The following is a 14,706-nucleotide window of genomic DNA, read 5'->3' on the forward strand; positions in this document are numbered from 1 at the left end:
TATGAGATACTGCCTTTCCGTTTTATTGCTTTCAGTGGCCTTTTTATCAGCAGCACAAACCAACAGGGCACTGGTTGACAGTCTGAAATTTGTTGATGACATGCCTTATATCTGCGAAGACCACACGAAGTCTGGGGTCGGCTGTGGCGCTGCGGTCTTCTGGCGGGTGGTGCAGCAAAAACAAGCGGTCATACCTGACCTCATCAACATGCTCACGGACACCACACAAACTGCTGCCAACGTGCCCAACTTCGGCGGACAATACGCTGCCGGCGATGTGGCCTACGAAGCCTTACAAGAGATCATTCACGGCATTCCTACTTTCAAATTGTTAGGCATAAAGTTCGACAGCAACGGCTGCGGCTACTGCGCCTACTGGAACCACGTGCGCAAGGACATCAGGAACAGAAAAAAATTCCAGGCGAAAGTGCGTGACTGGTATGATAAAAACAAAACAAACCTGGCCTGGATCAACAGCAACGATTTTTCAGGCTGCGACTGCCCGGCGCCGCATCCCAACGGAGGGCATTTTGAATTGAAGAAGTGAAGGGGGATGGACCATCCCCCTCGCGAATACGGTAAACACCGTAAAAGCATAACCGCACTCGTCATTATCTTTGCGTAGTATATCACCTTGTCTGCTTTTTTCGTTAGTCCGGGGATATACAAAAAAAACCATACGCATGATCACAAAACGCATCGCCAGCCTTTCATTCATGTTCGTCACAATATTGCTCATTGGTTGTGACGATAAGGAAGTAACACCGGTAAGCGATCTTACGCTAATCCCTGTGCGCCTGGAAGAGCCAGGGTACACACTGGAGCTGATGTATAACGACCAGCGGCAGCTCACACATTCAAAAGCAACTGGAAAGATGCCCGACAACGATAACATCATCACAGTACAGGAGATGTTCTATGATGCATCGGGCAAGCTGGTGAAGTCGACCAAGAATGACGAATGGCGCACCGAATATTATTATGAAGGCGATGTGCTTGTGCGCATGGACGAATTTTACAAGGGAGCACGTCACCTCGATTACCGCTTCACCTACAACGACCAGGGCCGCATCCTCGAGACCGCCACATGGAAAGCGGATGGCATGCCTTATAGCAAGACCCTGAACACCTGGGATGCCCGCGGGAACCTGATAAGCGAACGGTATTACGAATTCGACAACGTCAATTTTCTGCTGCAGTATCTCAACGAATATTCAGGTTATGACGACAAGATCAGCGTGGACCGTCTTTTTAATCTCAACATCATCGGGGGTCATACCGCCGGTGTTACCAGGCTCCGCCATCAGCACAACCCTGCAAAATTGGAGGTAAGGAACGCCGACGGTCTTGTAAGCATCACCGAACAATACACCTACAGCTACAATGAAATGGGATACCCCACAGAACGTACCGCCACCGTTACTTTCAGGGACGGCAGCTCGAGGAGCTACACGACACGGTATTTTTATGAAGAGCGGTAAGCTGAGAAAGACGCCATTTCCGCATTTCAGAACCTGATAGCTCCATTTCGCGCTCCTATTATTATATCCGGGCACCGCACCTGTTGAACACGGGCGTTAAAATTCCAACATTAGACCTGCATGGCTGCGTTGCAACCATCGTAAGGTCTTATGCCAGAAGAAAAAATAAAAGTGTTCATCGTCGACGATCATCCGCTGATCATAGAAGGACTGCTCTCGGTGCTGGGGCGGAGAGCTGAAATGGAGGTTGCCGGATATGCGGTGACCGGGAATGAGTGCATGAGTTTTTTCAATGACCATACAGCTGACGTTGTCCTGCTTGACATCGTTTTACCTGATATCAGCGGTATTGAGCTTTGCAGGACGCTGCTGAAACGGAAACCGGCGTTGAAGATCCTGGCGCTTAGTATGTTCAACGAAAAAAACCATGTAAGCAAAATGCTGGAACAGGGTGCCCGTGGCTACGTCACCAAAAACTCGGGTATAGAGGAGATATACATGGCCATCAACCATGTGCATAAGGGTCATATCTTTATAAGCAAAGAGGCAGGCGATAATCTCTATCGTCAGACCACAATGCCTGACAGGGACCTTCCAACGCTCACGCGAAGAGAAAAGGAAATACTGACGCATCTTGCCGACGGTCTCACCGCTTCCCAGATAGCCGGTAAGCTCTTTGTCAGCAAACTGACTATTGACAGCCATAGACGCAATCTCATGAGCAAGCTGAAAGCAAAGAACGTTGCTGTGCTCATAAAAATAGCGTTGCAAAATGAGCTCATTTAGGGTTCGCCGACTGAAACAAAATAAGGCTGCCCCTTGTGAGACAGCCTGTTTCATGTGGCTTTAAGATCTTATTCCTTGATAATTCTCCTTGTGCATCTTTCAGCTCCGGACGCCATCTTCAGAAGATACACACCTTTGGGTAATTTGCTGAGGTCGATATTTTTAGATGATTCGCCTGCACGCAATTCAGCCTGATGCCTGACCTGCCCGGAAAAGTCGACGATCTGAATTCCGATGTTTTTTTCCAAAGGCCTCGTAACGGAGATCGTCAGATCAGAGAGAACCGGGTTGGGGTACATCGTAAATTTTTCAGATAGCGGTATGGTCGCTGGCATGGGTTTGGGCCGGGCCGCCACATAGAACGTTATGGTACGGCTTCCACCTTCTTCACCACCGGCATTGGCTGCTGAATACGCTGTGGACGCGAGCGTATATTTGCGCGGCGCCGGGGTCCAGGGCAAATAAGCGCCATCGAGATCTCCCTTGACAGAATAAGGGGCGGTATTGTCCGTCCGTGCTTTACCGTTCAGCATCATCATCACGCTTCCAACAACGGGCGGATCTGTATTTACCCGGATATTGATCTTTTTGCCATGAAGTGTTGCCAGGCTGATCGTATCGCCTTCTTCAAGCTCGCTTATCGGCTGGCCATTGGCAGCATCGATCAGTGTGTAACCCAGCACCGTCTGTACAGGTGTGGTCATAAGCGCATATTTTGAAATGAAATGCAGTGGCGTTGTCGCCGCAGCAACGGATCCCATACGGGCGGAGCTGTACGGATAGGTGAAACCTGTCAGATAGAGGCTGTTGTCACTGCCAACGACCATATCTGAAAGAACATCATCGCCGGTGCCGCTGGCCGTAAAAGCGGAGATCATATTGCCATTTTGGTCATACCTCGCTATGATCATATCCCTGGAAGATACGGAGGTGAATGCCTGGCCTTCCAGTAAGATGGTGCCTTTGAACTGTCCGCCAAAAACGGGATGCGGATCCTTATCAACCGCCACCTCCGTGCATATAAAACTATCGCCGGGTGTGTAACCTGAGATCTGGTAGGCTTTGGTCCATTGCAGTGTTCCGCTGCTATTGATCTTGGTGAAGACCACCCTTTCGGTGGCCGCGGGTCCCAGGGGTGGCACGTCGTAACCGGTCACATAAGCATTGCCCGCGCTATCGATCTTCATTTCATAAAGATGGTCCTGCAGATCAGCGCTTCCGTATCGATGGTTCCAGAGCAAAGAGCCACCCGAAGCATATTTAGCGAGCGCAATATCATACATCTCGATGTAGCTGGTGTCAGACTCCCCTGTTTCAGGATCGGTATAATAGTGGGGCATAACATGCGATTTGTGCGTGCCACCAACAACATAATCACCGCTGGCGTCGATCTCAAGGGAGTAGGCTAAATGGATATCCAGCCGTTCCAGTGACAGCCATGAGCCCCTGGCGCTCGCCTTTAAGATGTAAGACGACATGCCGGAAACCGGAGCATCCGCTGCCGGAAAGATGGCTGTAGAGTCCATCCGCATCTCCTTTTGAAAGGTTCCGATGAGAACGGGATTGTTTTGCAGATCGATATTAAGGTCTGAAACAAATTCATCACCCTCAAATTCCGTTGAGCTGTACAGGCTGGTAGCCCAGAGCAAAGTACCCGCGCTGCTATATTTGGCCAGGAAAATATCGCTATAGCTCGATTCCAGCAGGGTTGTGTCAAATTGAATCCGGCTCTGGAAATTACCCGCGATGTATACGTTGCCCTGAGCATCCACGGCAATGCCACGACTGTCACTGAAGCTGCAACAAAACGGGGTGGTACTTTTTCTTTCCCACACCAGTGTACCGGAAGCCGTGTACTTCCTGACGAATACATTCATGTTTTGATTGTTGTTGTCATATTCATCGGTACCCGTGACATAAACATTTCCCTGCGCATCGGTCGCCATATTGCGGGGATAATTGTCCTGATAATTGAACCATTGAAGCTGCTGTGCACAAACATTTGCATGTAGCGCCAGAACACATAAGACCACCTGTGTGAACCTCGCCATTGATAACCGTTTCGACACGCCGTACTGTTTTATCATACATAGAAATTTAGTTGGGAAATATTTTTTAACGGCCGTAAAATTTGTGTTCCGACACAACGTAATGGCTGGCCTTCCCCATACGGATTCCTGAAAAATACCTATTAATCAGGGCCACGAAATCCTGCTTTATCAGTAGGAGAAACCCCACGAGACAACGCCATTGCCCTTCTGATCCCGAGGCCCCTGTAGCATATTCTCCACTTGATACCGACCCAGCGCGGAAGTTTCTTCCGTGCGCTTCAAAAAAACTTCGTTCGAAGCATACCTTCAATGCGGAAGTTACTTCCGTAACCCACCTCGGAAAGAACCGCCACTCGCGCGGAAGTTATTTCCGTGCGCTCCAAAAAACTTCATTCGAGCATACCCTCCAATGCGGAAGTTACTTCCGCAACCCCACCTCGGAAAGAACATCCATTTTTCCTAAATTTTGGATACTATCTCTCCACGATAAAACCTGCTCCTATGAAAACGCCGATCCGGTACCTCTGTCCCCTGCTCCAGTGTTTGATATGAATACCTCTTTAAAATTCTATTGCGATGTGCTGGGATTCCGGATCCACGAAAGTGCGGGACCAAAGGATGCCCTCGATTGGGTGTGGCTGAAGCTGGATGACGTAGACCTGATGCTGAACACCGCCTACGAAGCACCGTTCCGTCCGGAACACCCAGATCCAGTACGGGTAGCCTCTCACGATGACACGGCGCTGTACTTAGGATGCCCTGATGTTGATGCGGCTTACCGCGAGCTGCTTTCAAAAGGGATAACGTTGTCACCTCCTACCATAGCACCTTATGGCATGAAGCAGCTTTACGTTCACGACCCGGATGGGTATAATTTGTGTTTTCAATGGCAGGAGAAGAAGGAGTAAGGAGTAAGGAGTAAGGAGTAAGGAGGTATCTACCCTGAGGAAGGTCACTCAAAGCCGGGGATACTCCCCTAGGCGCGGAAGTTATTTCCGTGCGCTTCAAAAAACTTCATTCAAAGGATAGACCCCCGACACGGAAGTTACTTCCGCAACACGCTCAGAAAAAAATACAACACCATCAGCAGCATATCCCGTAACGGCGTCAGTACTTGTATCACGAATTCGCGGTGAAATAATAGCGGCAGAGGAAGAATCAGGAGCGTTATGACCCATATCCGTGAGAAAACCATTTTTTGAAGGGTTATAATACTCATTTCCATGCAATTCTATCTTAAATTAATAAATAAACTAAACTTTCAAAAAGTATTGAAAGTTTAGTAACATTAGATATATCTTTACCGTATAATCAAGAGAAAGCTGATTTACTACGGTATGAAATCGCTCGATAACAAGCTCATTATTTATGACAGCAACTGTAAGGTTTGTTCTTCCTTGCGGGATGTTGTGGTCAGGTTCACATCCATTCCGGAGGCAAAAATAAAAGCGCACAAGGACCTGGATCCGCGGCTCAGCCAGCACGTGGATGCTGCTACCTTTAGGAATGTGATGGCGCTCATCGACACCTCCGGCGGGCAGACAGTTTATGGTGCTGAAGGCCTGGCGTATATCTTCTCAAGCCAGTACAGGCTCGTTGATTACCTGTTTCGTTTCCCGTTCATGCTGAAGCTCTTCACTTTCTTTTACAAGACCCAGGCGTATAACCGGTACATCATCGCTACGCCGAAAAGTAAATTTCAGTGCGACTGCTTTCCCGACAGGATAGTAAAGTACAGAATCAACTACATTGTGCTCACGCTGTTGATCGCTGTATTGCTCACCGCCATTTTTGGGATCGCTCTCAGGAATTTCGCAGGAGGCATTTCTCCCTCCGCAGCTGCATGGCAGATGATCCTGATGGCCGGCACCGGGTGGGTTGTGCAGATGGCACTGGCCCTGGTTGTTTTGAGAAACAAAGCCCTCGATTACATCGGCCACCTGGGCAGCATCATGGTGGCAGGGTTGCTGATCTTACTTCCGTGGATATTGTTTCATGCCATCACTGCCATTGAAAACATCTACCTGCCCTTGATGAGTGTTGTGATCAGCAGCGCCGTAATGCTCTGCCTTCATATTCACAGGGTGAGGCATCTTGAATTGTCACAGGCCTGGACCGTCAGCTGGTTTCTGTTACTGCAGTCAGGCGCGATATTCTGGATCTGGTTCTTTTATCTAAATTAAACATGTATGGATCTGCTCAAAAGAATTCCCATTCACTATCGTGGCGAGCTACACGATGTACGGCTCGTCAACTTTTCCGTGGATCTGGAGGAAGTGAAACACCGGGTGCCCGCCCATATCAAAATACGCGACTTCAACGGAAGGGCCATGATCTCCATGGTGGACGTGCAGCTCAAAAAAATGCGTCCCGTTCTGCTGCCCTTCGTACGGTTCAACTATCGTCACATTGCCTTCCGTCTCCTGGTAGACGACAGTGGCTATAACAATGGAACGAGCAAAGGCATTTTCTTCCTGAGAGCCTTTACCGATAAGCCATTGATGGTGGCCGGCGGCAGAATGCTCACCGACTACAACCTTGAGTCTGCTCATATTGAAGCGCATGGCAACACGGTGCTGATCGCCCAGGGAAACAAGCACGTGCGATATTGCATCGGCGAACCCACACCTGCCGTCAACGACGATCTGAAACAAACCATTGGTGCGCTCGACAGAGCATATTCTGTGTTGGGCAACACCGTTCGTGTGATCAACATACAAAGGGAGAAATGGCCCATCCAATCTGTACACTGCACAGGATTTGAGAACACATTCTTCAGATCCGCCAGGTTTGAAGGAGCCTTCCGCGTTTTTGAAACCATTTATTATGACTGGTTCCCACCAAAAGCGTTAGCAGCAATCGTACCGCCCTCCTGCGCTGCAGCTACGGTGGGCACGCATACCTCGTAAATCGTACTTCGTACCTCGCATCCCGATAAGCTATCGCTACGTACCTCAAACATCACACCATGCCTATAATAGAACTCCGCACCACCATCCACGCTCCTGTTGAACGGTGCTTTGACCTGGCGAGGAGCATCGATCTGCACAAGCAGTCAACGGAAGGAACACACGAAGAAGCCATTGCAGGTGTAACGTCCGGGTTGATCGGTTTCGGTGAGCAGGTAACCTGGAGGGCGAAACACTTCGGCATCACCCAGACGCTCACTTCTAAGATCACGGCATTTCAATACCCACATCATTTCAGAGATGAGATGCTTAACGGTGCGTTCAGGATGATCAGGCATGATCACCACTTCGAAGCCACTGCCGGTTCAACCATTATGTACGATAAGTTTGAGTTCGAATCACCCGGCGGCATCGTCGGTGTGCTGTTCAACAAATTGATCCTGATCAGATACCTGCGCAACCTGCTGATCAAAAGAAACCAAATGATCAAAACTGTAGCAGAAACCCTTTCATAGGCGTCATCCAGAGCGGTGGTGGCACGGAGGATGGCGCGAGCGAAGGATCCGATCCCCTGGAGACTTACTGCATTCTTGGTTCAAAGGCATTTCTTTCCAAGCGCACTTTACCTAAATGGGGATTCCTCGCTCCGCATATACTACCCGCATTCCTCGCTTTGAATGACGGTATAAGGTCTACGGAGTGCGCCTGGAAAAAACCGATGATTTGCGCATTTAACCTCGGTTCAGGCGGTCATTGCGCGATAAAATAATCCCGAACACGTAAATCTATCTCCGGAAAACGTAAACAACATACCAGGAAGAATGTGGAAATTCATCTTGTCAACCCACTGGCTAAAACTATGGAATTCAGGATGGAAACCTATGAGTTTGGCATCGGCATGCCCGGTGACCTCGGCGAAGGTCTTATCCACTACTGTCACGGCATCGCTGACGGCGCACAAGACCTGTCTGTTATACCGGAGCGTTTCTTCTTCGGTTTTGTATTCAACCTGGGAAGCAACATCCACTTCAACACCGGCCAACGTATGCTACCGCTCGCCAAACGTCATTATATACTCACATACATACCACAGGGCACTTACCACCTGATGCTTGAAACCGGCAGGCACGCGCTTTTCTGCATCGAGTTCACCATTCCCTGGCTCGACAGACTGAGGTCACTGTTCCCGGTGCTAACTGAGTTCATGCGAAAGATCCAAACGGAAGACTATGCCATCTCCAGCGAACCGATTCGTATCACGGCCCGTGTACACACCGAAATTGAATTTACCCTTCACAACGATTTCACCGACACTGCCAGGGAATTGCTCATCGGCACCAAGTACATGCTCATCTCCATGGACAGTCTCCGCATCATGCAGGCCGCTGAAGGCGACCCACACGAGATCGAGAAGATCCGCAACGCCTACGATTATCTTTCTAAGAACATACAGTTCCCCTGTAATGTGAGCGCGTTAGCGGACCGCGTAGGCATGACTGCAAAAAAACTCGAGAAAGCATTTAAAAGGGTCTACGGTGTAACAGTATACAAAGCACTCACCAACGAAAGACTGAACAGGTCTGTCTATTACCTGCGCGATTCAAATCTTCCCATCAACGAGATCGCGGCTTTGGTTGGATACAAGAACGCTGACGTGTTCTATTCCACCTTCAAGCGCAACTTCGGATACCCTCCCGGCGAGCTCCGAAAAAAATCTGATAAATGATTGAAGAAAATCCCGATCGCATAAGTTTAGGGCAACAAATCGTCGGTTCTCGAAATGTAATATCCTTAATAACGGGAGGGCGTGTACACCAAATGGTAAACATTACATCGGAAATAGATAGGGAGAGAATTGAGATTGGAGAGGTCCCAGATACCAGGTGGTGTTATGCTCAACTAATGTACAACTGACAAAACGAGCGTTCTTTTCATAAACTATATTATTTCAAATATGACATTCAGGTTAAGATAGGCAAGCCCGGAGCCTACATCCACCAACCTTAAACTTAAAACTTTAAACGATCTCAACTGGCAACCGGTAACCGGCAATCAGTCTCATATCTCAAATCTTCCTCTCGGCCACCATCTTCTTATACGCCGGCAGGATCTTCTCGTAGAGGGCTTCGTCCGCTTTTTTTAAGGTGTTCATCAATCCGCCGATACCGGAATCTTTGAGGCTCACACGTTGTGCGGTGATGTCTTCCATTTTTTTCCGGATCATGGCTTCCAGCTTGATCAGTTCTCGTTCGGTCATGGGGTGATGTTGAAAGACAAAGATACGATAAAGAGTCCACGGTCCACTGTCGACAGTCCACGGAGGGGCGGAGACTGAGGCATGCCCCCCAATTAATCCGTCACCCTGAACGATGGCAAGCGCAATGGCATGTGGGTGTGAAGGATCCCGTTGTTATCGCATGCGAACGCATAAGCGCTGCGTGATGACTTAAATACGCAGCAACGATCGGGGGATTCCTCGCTCCCACAAACCCCTCTGCACAAATGCCTCGCTCTGAATGACGGTTCAAGGGGCGGGCGGTGGACCGTGGACTAAAAAGTTACTGTGCTTCAAGTGCCAGCTCCGGTGCTTCTTCTGCGCTTCCGTTTTCTGAAGTTTTATCCTTTGCCGGCTTCGCTTTTTTCACGCCTGAAAATTTCTCAACGATCTTTTCCAGCGCAGCAACAGCCTCTTGTACCGGTTTCAGCTTTGCCTGCAGCTCGGCTTCTTCTTCTTTTAATCTTTGCAGTGCATCAACCACCGCGTTTACCGCGTTCTCCTTTGCAATTTCCTTCGCCATAAAATAATTGTGTTTTTAGTGTTAAAACTTCCTGTCAGCAAACCATCTGCAAAAACAGGGCTGCCAAAATACAACCAAAATTGTTTTCCAAAACTGTTTACAGATCAGTATTTGGCGTGCAGCGCCCGATGTCGATAGAATGTTGACAAGTTGTGTCTCGTTTGTTTTTTTCTCAGGGTTACCTTTAAATAATCCACGGTCTACCCGCCTTCGCGGCGCTTCGGCGGGCAAGGCAGACCACAGTAGACTGGTCACGAGACAATGCGATGTTTTTATGGTTTGTAAGCACACACAGGAAAGTGGATGAAACGGCATGGCCGGCGACTCCAATCGTACCTCGTAAATCGTACCTCGTACTTTCTGTTACACGGCCGTGGACTGTCGACCGTGGACTGTGGACTCAGGGTATTTGTTTTTATATTGGCAAGACTATCTCAACCCCCTCCCCCATGCGTTATGCCCTCAGTCTCGCGTTTTTCCTGCTGGCAATCAGTGTATTCAGCCAGGACCTCGACAGCCTGCACCAGGCCCTCCGCCGATTTAGCGCTGAAGACAGCTCACGTGTTAGTGTTCTGAATGAATTGTGCCGCATTCAACGCTTCAATTTTCCCGACTCAGCCTTGCTTTATGGAAACGAGGCCTTGCGGATCGCCCGGAAAAATGGCTACCTGATCGGAGAGGCCAATGCCCTGAACGGTATCGGCAAGGTCTACTTTCAGAAAGGTGAGTATGAAACAGGCCTGGCCTGGCAGGAGCAGGCAATGGCATTCTGTAAAAAGTATCAGCTTAAAGCCCAATTGGCGAATGCACTGAACAGTGCGGCGCTCGATCATGAATACATGGATAATTATCCACAGGCCACCGACCTGTACCTTCAGGCGCTGGCCATCGAAGAAGCGCGGCAAAACAACAAGGGCATCGCCAAGGTCATGACCAACCTATCCATGCTGTACTACGATCTGGGCGACCATGAGAAAGGGTTGGATTTTGCTTTCAGGGCGCTTAAGATCCTGGAAGCCATGGGCGAAGAATTTTCAGCCCGGGCATCGCTGCTGAACAACATCGGCATAATCTATTCTGAACAGAAAAAGTACAAGGATGCCCTCCACTATTATAAGCAGTCACTCGCGCTGCATGAACGCACCGGCAACGCTTACAATATCGCCATCTCCGTTGGCAATATCGGCGACTGCTACAACGACCTTAAACAACTGGACGAAGCAGAGGTTTGGATACTAAGACATAACAAGTTGGCCAAAGCATTGGGTGCGGCATACGTTGAATCGGCGGCAATCCTTAGCCTGGGATGGCTGCGGGTGCAGCAAGGCAGGGTCGATGAAGCCATTCCACTGCTGGAACAGGGCCTGGTCATGGCGCAGCAGGCAAAGATCACCAAACGCATCGATGACTCGTACTGGCAGCTGGCGCACGCCTACAAGAAGAAAGGTGATTACAAAACGGCCAGCAAGTACTGGGAGCTGGCGTACGAGATCAATGACAGTCTTCGCAGCAACGAAGTGATCGACATGGTGACCAAGACAAAGAAGACCTACGAAGTGGCCCAGAAGCAGGCGGAGGTAGACAGGCTGGCAAACGAAACAAAATTCAAAACACTTGAGCTGGACCGTGAGCGTAACTTCAGGTTGTTCCTGATGGTGGTAGTGTTCCTCCTCATCATCGTGGCGGCGCTGGCATTTTACGGATACAGGATCAAAACAAAATTGAACAATAAGCTGAAAGATCGCTACGAAGAGATCAGCCGGCAGAAGGCGGTGATCGAATCCATCAACCTGGAGTTACAGGAAAAAGCATTCCGTGCCCAGATGAACCCGCATTTCATTTTCAATTGCCTCAACTCGATCCAATACCTGATCGCAAAAGGTGAAAATGATGAGGCATTTAGCTATCTGACAAAATTTTCTGTGTTACTAAGAAGCATCCTCGAGCATTCTGACCGGGACAAGATCAAGCTCAATGAAGAGCTGGAATTCCTGGAGCTCTACCTGCAGCTGGAATCGCTACGCTTCGATCATAACTTCAATTATTTTGTGGATCACAACGCGGCCGGTGATGAGCTCATTCCGCCGCTGATGATCCAGCCCCTGGTGGAAAATGCCATTGTACACGGCCTGCTTCACAAAGAAGGTGAACGGAAGCTGGACATCGCCTTCCGGAAAGATGCCGACGCCATCATCTGCGAGATCAGGGACAATGGCATCGGCCGACAGGCAGCAAAGCAGAACAAACCGCTCAAAGGTCACCGGCAATCAAAAGGTGTGGAGCTGAGCCGGCAACGACTCACCGTTCACAACAACAAAGTAGACGACACCGCCTTTATCATCGAAGATCTCTACAACGATGAAGGAAAACCGCTGGGGACTTCGGTCACACTCAAAATAGCCTAAGTCCGGTAAGCGGTAATCGGTATTAGTAATCGATTTTGGGGGCACGTACTTCACCGATGTCACTGATTACTAACCATCGATCACTGATTACTGACTACCGATTACCGATCACTGATTACTGATTACCGATTCACCTCTTCTGTATCAAGTACACACCCAGCAACAAACAGGCTATTCCTGCCAGCCTGTAAAATGAGATCGGGTTTACGGGCAGGCGCATCCAGCCGAAATGGTCGATGATGATGGCTGCGATGAATTGCCCTCCAACGATGAAAGCAAGGGCATTGGCTGCGCCGATCCTGGGTGCGGCGATCACCACACCGGTAACGTAGAGCACGCCGAGAAGTCCGCCGGTGAAGGTCCACCACTGAAAATTATGTCCCGGAGGAAATGCAGGTGATTGCCTGAAAAAACTAAAATAGAGGATCACGAGCGCCACCGTTCCCACGCCAAAAGAGATCAGCGCCGTGAGCACAGGGTTGTTGGTATCGGTTCTAAGCTGAGAGTTTACGCCGGTCTGAAACGCCACCGCCACGCCGGCAAGGATCGAAAGAAGATAATATTGAATTTTCATGGAGGCGAAGATAGCGATAATGCATCATAGCTCCGCGTACTCCTGTCCGGGCTAGCCTCAGCAAGAGTCCATGGTCCATAGTCTATGGTCCATGGCCGATTGGTGTCACCTCACTTTTTGGGGTCACTAACAAAATGAGACCAAGCAGCGCTGGCGATGCCTCCACGTTATTAACACCATATCTGATTCGTGGTCCAAAAGAGGTTGGCTTTACCCACCATGGACCATAGACTATGGACTAAACATAATATTTCCTCAACGCCCGATCCGCTTTCAGCCACCTGGCAACTTTCGCCAACGCTCCGAATACCCGCACCTGGAATCCGTGCGGCAATCCGCACAGATAACTTTCTGCGAGCTGGAACAGGATCACGGCGTGCCAGAAATTTTTAGGCATCCCTTTTTTGTTGATCAGTCCGTCGTTGGCAAGGCCGTATCCGATCCGCAGCACCTTTTCAAAGTCGCGCGCGGGACTGATGGTGCAACGGAATATTACTGACTGCTCAAACTCGTTAAAGAAGCGATGATGCACATGGGGCGTTACCGTATAACAATCGCCTGCCTGAAGCTGGAGGATCTTTTTTCCGACCTGCACAGACAACACACCTGAGCGCACTTCAAAGTGTTCGCTGAAAGTAGTGTGGTAGTGCATCTCGTTTCCGCCGCCGGCAAACAGGTTCACCTCCAGCAGGCTATAGGCTCCCCTCGTATCAGCGGAAGACTCGAGAATGGTCACTTCATATTTTTCCAAAGGACTTTTTAATGTAACGGGTTTCGTTTTCATCCTGGTAAGGGTTAAAGGCTTTTGAGATAAGTGTAGAGGGCTTGCAGCTCTTCATCACTGTAGTGTTTGGTCATCTGCACGGGCATGTTGGGATCGAGCTCGGTGCCATCGGGTCTTTTGCCTGTGCGCAACGCTGTGTTGAACTGCTCTTGTGTCCAGCGGCCTGTGGCACCGGTAGCAGTGAGGTCAGGAACAGACGGGGATCCCGGCACCATCGGAGGCCCACCTTTCATGTTCTCGTGGTGACAACCGGAGCACATGGTGGCCAGGTACTTTCCATATTTCACGGGCGATGATGTATCCATACTTTTAACAAGGGTTGCCGTGTGGTCTATCTGTTCGGCCGGGATCACATCAAGCTCACCGATGTATATCATGGTCTTGATCATAACACCGAGTTTACTTTCGGGCACGCTGTTATCCACAGGAGGCAGATCGTTCAGGTAAGCGATCATGGCGCCAAGATCTTCCTGCGACATCTTTGACGTTTCCAGCGATGGCATCACCATCAGTGGATGGTTGCTGCTGTCGAGCCCGTGGCGGATCGCCTTGATCCAGTTGAGCGTTGCGTAATCATCCGGTATGCCACCTTTTCCGCGTGTGAGGTTGGGGCCGGCCAGCTTGCCGATCAGGAGCTCATCAGCGAAGATCTTTCCGCCGAGGTTGTCGCCGTGGCAATCGCGGCATCCCTTGATGTCAACCAGGTGGCTACCTTTCGCGATCGACGCGCTGTCTGTGGGAATGGGGAATTCTTCGGCAGCAACGTTGTATTGTTTTGCGAGGCGCTGATCCACCTGCCACGATGCATACAGGTAGACAAGGGTGCTCATCACCACGAGCGCGGCCAATACCCAACCAATAACCTTCAGGATTTTCATTTTGTTAATGTTTTTATGATCGCAAAATTCACATAACCTC

General features: G+C 49.7%; 15 protein-coding genes. 9 read left to right on the plus strand and 6 right to left on the minus strand.

Translation table 11 applies throughout. The features are described from left to right. Window position 1 precedes the first annotated feature (1 nt). The 3 genes from KK083_RS03570 to KK083_RS03580 all read left to right on the plus strand — a co-directional run bounded on the left by KK083_RS03570 (window position 2) and on the right by KK083_RS03580 (window position 2,267). Window positions 2-547, plus strand: coding sequence for a hypothetical protein (locus KK083_RS03570; protein ID WP_254160755.1), 546 nt, complete (start codon window positions 2-4; stop codon window positions 545-547). Window positions 548-683: 136 nt separating this feature from the next. After that, window positions 684-1,481: a hypothetical protein gene (locus KK083_RS03575; protein WP_254160757.1), complete on the plus strand. Its 798-nt coding sequence runs from the start codon at window positions 684-686 to the stop codon at window positions 1,479-1,481. A 150-nt stretch (window positions 1,482-1,631) separates the two neighbouring features. Continuing rightward, a complete protein-coding gene (locus tag KK083_RS03580) occupies window positions 1,632-2,267 on the plus strand; it encodes a response regulator (protein ID WP_254160766.1) in 636 nt (211 codons plus the stop codon). A gap of 68 nt (window positions 2,268-2,335) precedes the next feature. Here the strand turns inward: KK083_RS03580 and KK083_RS03585 are convergent, their stop codons facing one another. Beyond that, window positions 2,336-4,354 carry a T9SS type A sorting domain-containing protein gene (locus KK083_RS03585; protein ID WP_254160768.1) on the minus strand — a complete coding sequence of 673 codons (2,019 nt, stop codon included), beginning with the start codon at window positions 4,352-4,354 and terminating at the stop codon, window positions 2,336-2,338. 512 nt (window positions 4,355-4,866) lie between these two features. Here KK083_RS03585 and KK083_RS03590 point away from each other — a divergent pair. The 5 genes from KK083_RS03590 to KK083_RS03610 all read left to right on the plus strand — a co-directional run bounded on the left by KK083_RS03590 (window position 4,867) and on the right by KK083_RS03610 (window position 8,953). Further along, window positions 4,867-5,226 (plus strand): VOC family protein, encoded by a 360-nt coding sequence (locus KK083_RS03590; RefSeq protein WP_254160770.1) that lies wholly within the window; start codon window positions 4,867-4,869, stop codon window positions 5,224-5,226. Window positions 5,227-5,655: 429 nt separating this feature from the next. Further along, window positions 5,656-6,501 (plus strand): hypothetical protein, encoded by an 846-nt coding sequence (locus KK083_RS03595; protein ID WP_254160772.1) that lies wholly within the window; start codon window positions 5,656-5,658, stop codon window positions 6,499-6,501. 6 nt (window positions 6,502-6,507) lie between these two features. Beyond that, on the plus strand, window positions 6,508-7,227 hold the full coding sequence (locus tag KK083_RS03600) for a DUF2071 domain-containing protein (RefSeq protein ID WP_254160774.1): 720 nt from the start codon (window positions 6,508-6,510) through the stop codon (window positions 7,225-7,227). A gap of 59 nt (window positions 7,228-7,286) precedes the next feature. Beyond that, on the plus strand, window positions 7,287-7,742 hold the full coding sequence (locus tag KK083_RS03605; protein WP_254160776.1) for an SRPBCC family protein: 456 nt from the start codon (window positions 7,287-7,289) through the stop codon (window positions 7,740-7,742). Between the two features lie 344 nt (window positions 7,743-8,086). Further along, complete coding sequence (locus KK083_RS03610; protein WP_254160778.1) at window positions 8,087-8,953, plus strand: helix-turn-helix transcriptional regulator; 867 nt, start codon at window positions 8,087-8,089, stop codon at window positions 8,951-8,953. A gap of 339 nt (window positions 8,954-9,292) precedes the next feature. Here KK083_RS03610 and KK083_RS03615 read toward each other — a convergent pair whose 3' ends face one another. Beyond that, on the minus strand, window positions 9,293-9,484 hold the full coding sequence (locus tag KK083_RS03615; RefSeq protein ID WP_254160780.1) for a hypothetical protein: 192 nt from the start codon (window positions 9,482-9,484) through the stop codon (window positions 9,293-9,295). A 301-nt stretch (window positions 9,485-9,785) separates the two neighbouring features. Further along, window positions 9,786-10,025: a hypothetical protein gene (locus KK083_RS03620; RefSeq protein WP_254160782.1), complete on the minus strand. Its 240-nt coding sequence runs from the start codon at window positions 10,023-10,025 to the stop codon at window positions 9,786-9,788. A 449-nt stretch (window positions 10,026-10,474) separates the two neighbouring features. Between KK083_RS03620 and KK083_RS03625 the strand changes: the two genes are divergently transcribed. After that, entirely contained in the window at window positions 10,475-12,430 is a 1,956-nt protein-coding gene (locus KK083_RS03625) for a tetratricopeptide repeat-containing sensor histidine kinase (RefSeq protein WP_254160784.1), read from the plus strand. Window positions 12,431-12,560: 130 nt separating this feature from the next. Here KK083_RS03625 and KK083_RS03630 read toward each other — a convergent pair whose 3' ends face one another. The 3 genes from KK083_RS03630 to KK083_RS03640 form a co-directional block, all read right to left on the minus strand. Continuing rightward, entirely contained in the window at window positions 12,561-13,004 is a 444-nt protein-coding gene (locus KK083_RS03630) for a DMT family transporter (protein ID WP_254160786.1), read from the minus strand. 238 nt (window positions 13,005-13,242) lie between these two features. Beyond that, window positions 13,243-13,788 carry a cupin domain-containing protein gene (locus KK083_RS03635; protein WP_254160788.1) on the minus strand — a complete coding sequence of 182 codons (546 nt, stop codon included), beginning with the start codon at window positions 13,786-13,788 and terminating at the stop codon, window positions 13,243-13,245. Window positions 13,789-13,799: 11 nt separating this feature from the next. Then, window positions 13,800-14,666, minus strand: a complete 867-nt coding sequence (locus tag KK083_RS03640; protein ID WP_254160790.1) for a c-type cytochrome — start codon at window positions 14,664-14,666, stop codon at window positions 13,800-13,802. Between the last annotated feature and the right edge of the window lie 40 nt (window positions 14,667-14,706).

It is taken from the genome of Chryseosolibacter histidinae (assembly GCF_018598225.1).
Taxonomy (GTDB): domain Bacteria; phylum Bacteroidota; class Bacteroidia; order Cytophagales; family Cyclobacteriaceae; genus Chryseosolibacter; species Chryseosolibacter histidini.

Excerpts from the sequence above, each read along its gene's own strand:
- KK083_RS03630 (WP_254160786.1), bottom strand. The coding sequence starts at position 13,004 with ATGAAAATTCAATATTATCTTCTTTCGATCCTTGCCGGCGTGGCGGTG.
- KK083_RS03620 (WP_254160782.1), bottom strand. The coding sequence starts at position 10,025 with ATGGCGAAGGAAATTGCAAAGGAGAACGCGGTAAACGCGGTGGTTGAT.
- KK083_RS03610 (WP_254160778.1), top strand. The coding sequence starts at position 8,087 with ATGGAATTCAGGATGGAAACCTATGAGTTTGGCATCGGCATGCCCGGT.
- KK083_RS03640 (WP_254160790.1), bottom strand. The coding sequence starts at position 14,666 with ATGAAAATCCTGAAGGTTATTGGTTGGGTATTGGCCGCGCTCGTGGTG.
- KK083_RS03585 (WP_254160768.1), bottom strand. The coding sequence starts at position 4,354 with ATGATAAAACAGTACGGCGTGTCGAAACGGTTATCAATGGCGAGGTTC.
- KK083_RS03615 (WP_254160780.1), bottom strand. The coding sequence starts at position 9,484 with ATGACCGAACGAGAACTGATCAAGCTGGAAGCCATGATCCGGAAAAAA.
- KK083_RS03570 (WP_254160755.1), top strand. The coding sequence starts at position 2 with ATGAGATACTGCCTTTCCGTTTTATTGCTTTCAGTGGCCTTTTTATCA.
- KK083_RS03605 (WP_254160776.1), top strand. The coding sequence starts at position 7,287 with ATGCCTATAATAGAACTCCGCACCACCATCCACGCTCCTGTTGAACGG.
- KK083_RS03575 (WP_254160757.1), top strand. The coding sequence starts at position 684 with ATGATCACAAAACGCATCGCCAGCCTTTCATTCATGTTCGTCACAATA.
- KK083_RS03580 (WP_254160766.1), top strand. The coding sequence starts at position 1,632 with ATGCCAGAAGAAAAAATAAAAGTGTTCATCGTCGACGATCATCCGCTG.
- KK083_RS03635 (WP_254160788.1), bottom strand. The coding sequence starts at position 13,788 with ATGAAAACGAAACCCGTTACATTAAAAAGTCCTTTGGAAAAATATGAA.
- KK083_RS03600 (WP_254160774.1), top strand. The coding sequence starts at position 6,508 with ATGGATCTGCTCAAAAGAATTCCCATTCACTATCGTGGCGAGCTACAC.
- KK083_RS03625 (WP_254160784.1), top strand. The coding sequence starts at position 10,475 with ATGCGTTATGCCCTCAGTCTCGCGTTTTTCCTGCTGGCAATCAGTGTA.
- KK083_RS03595 (WP_254160772.1), top strand. The coding sequence starts at position 5,656 with ATGAAATCGCTCGATAACAAGCTCATTATTTATGACAGCAACTGTAAG.
- KK083_RS03590 (WP_254160770.1), top strand. The coding sequence starts at position 4,867 with ATGAATACCTCTTTAAAATTCTATTGCGATGTGCTGGGATTCCGGATC.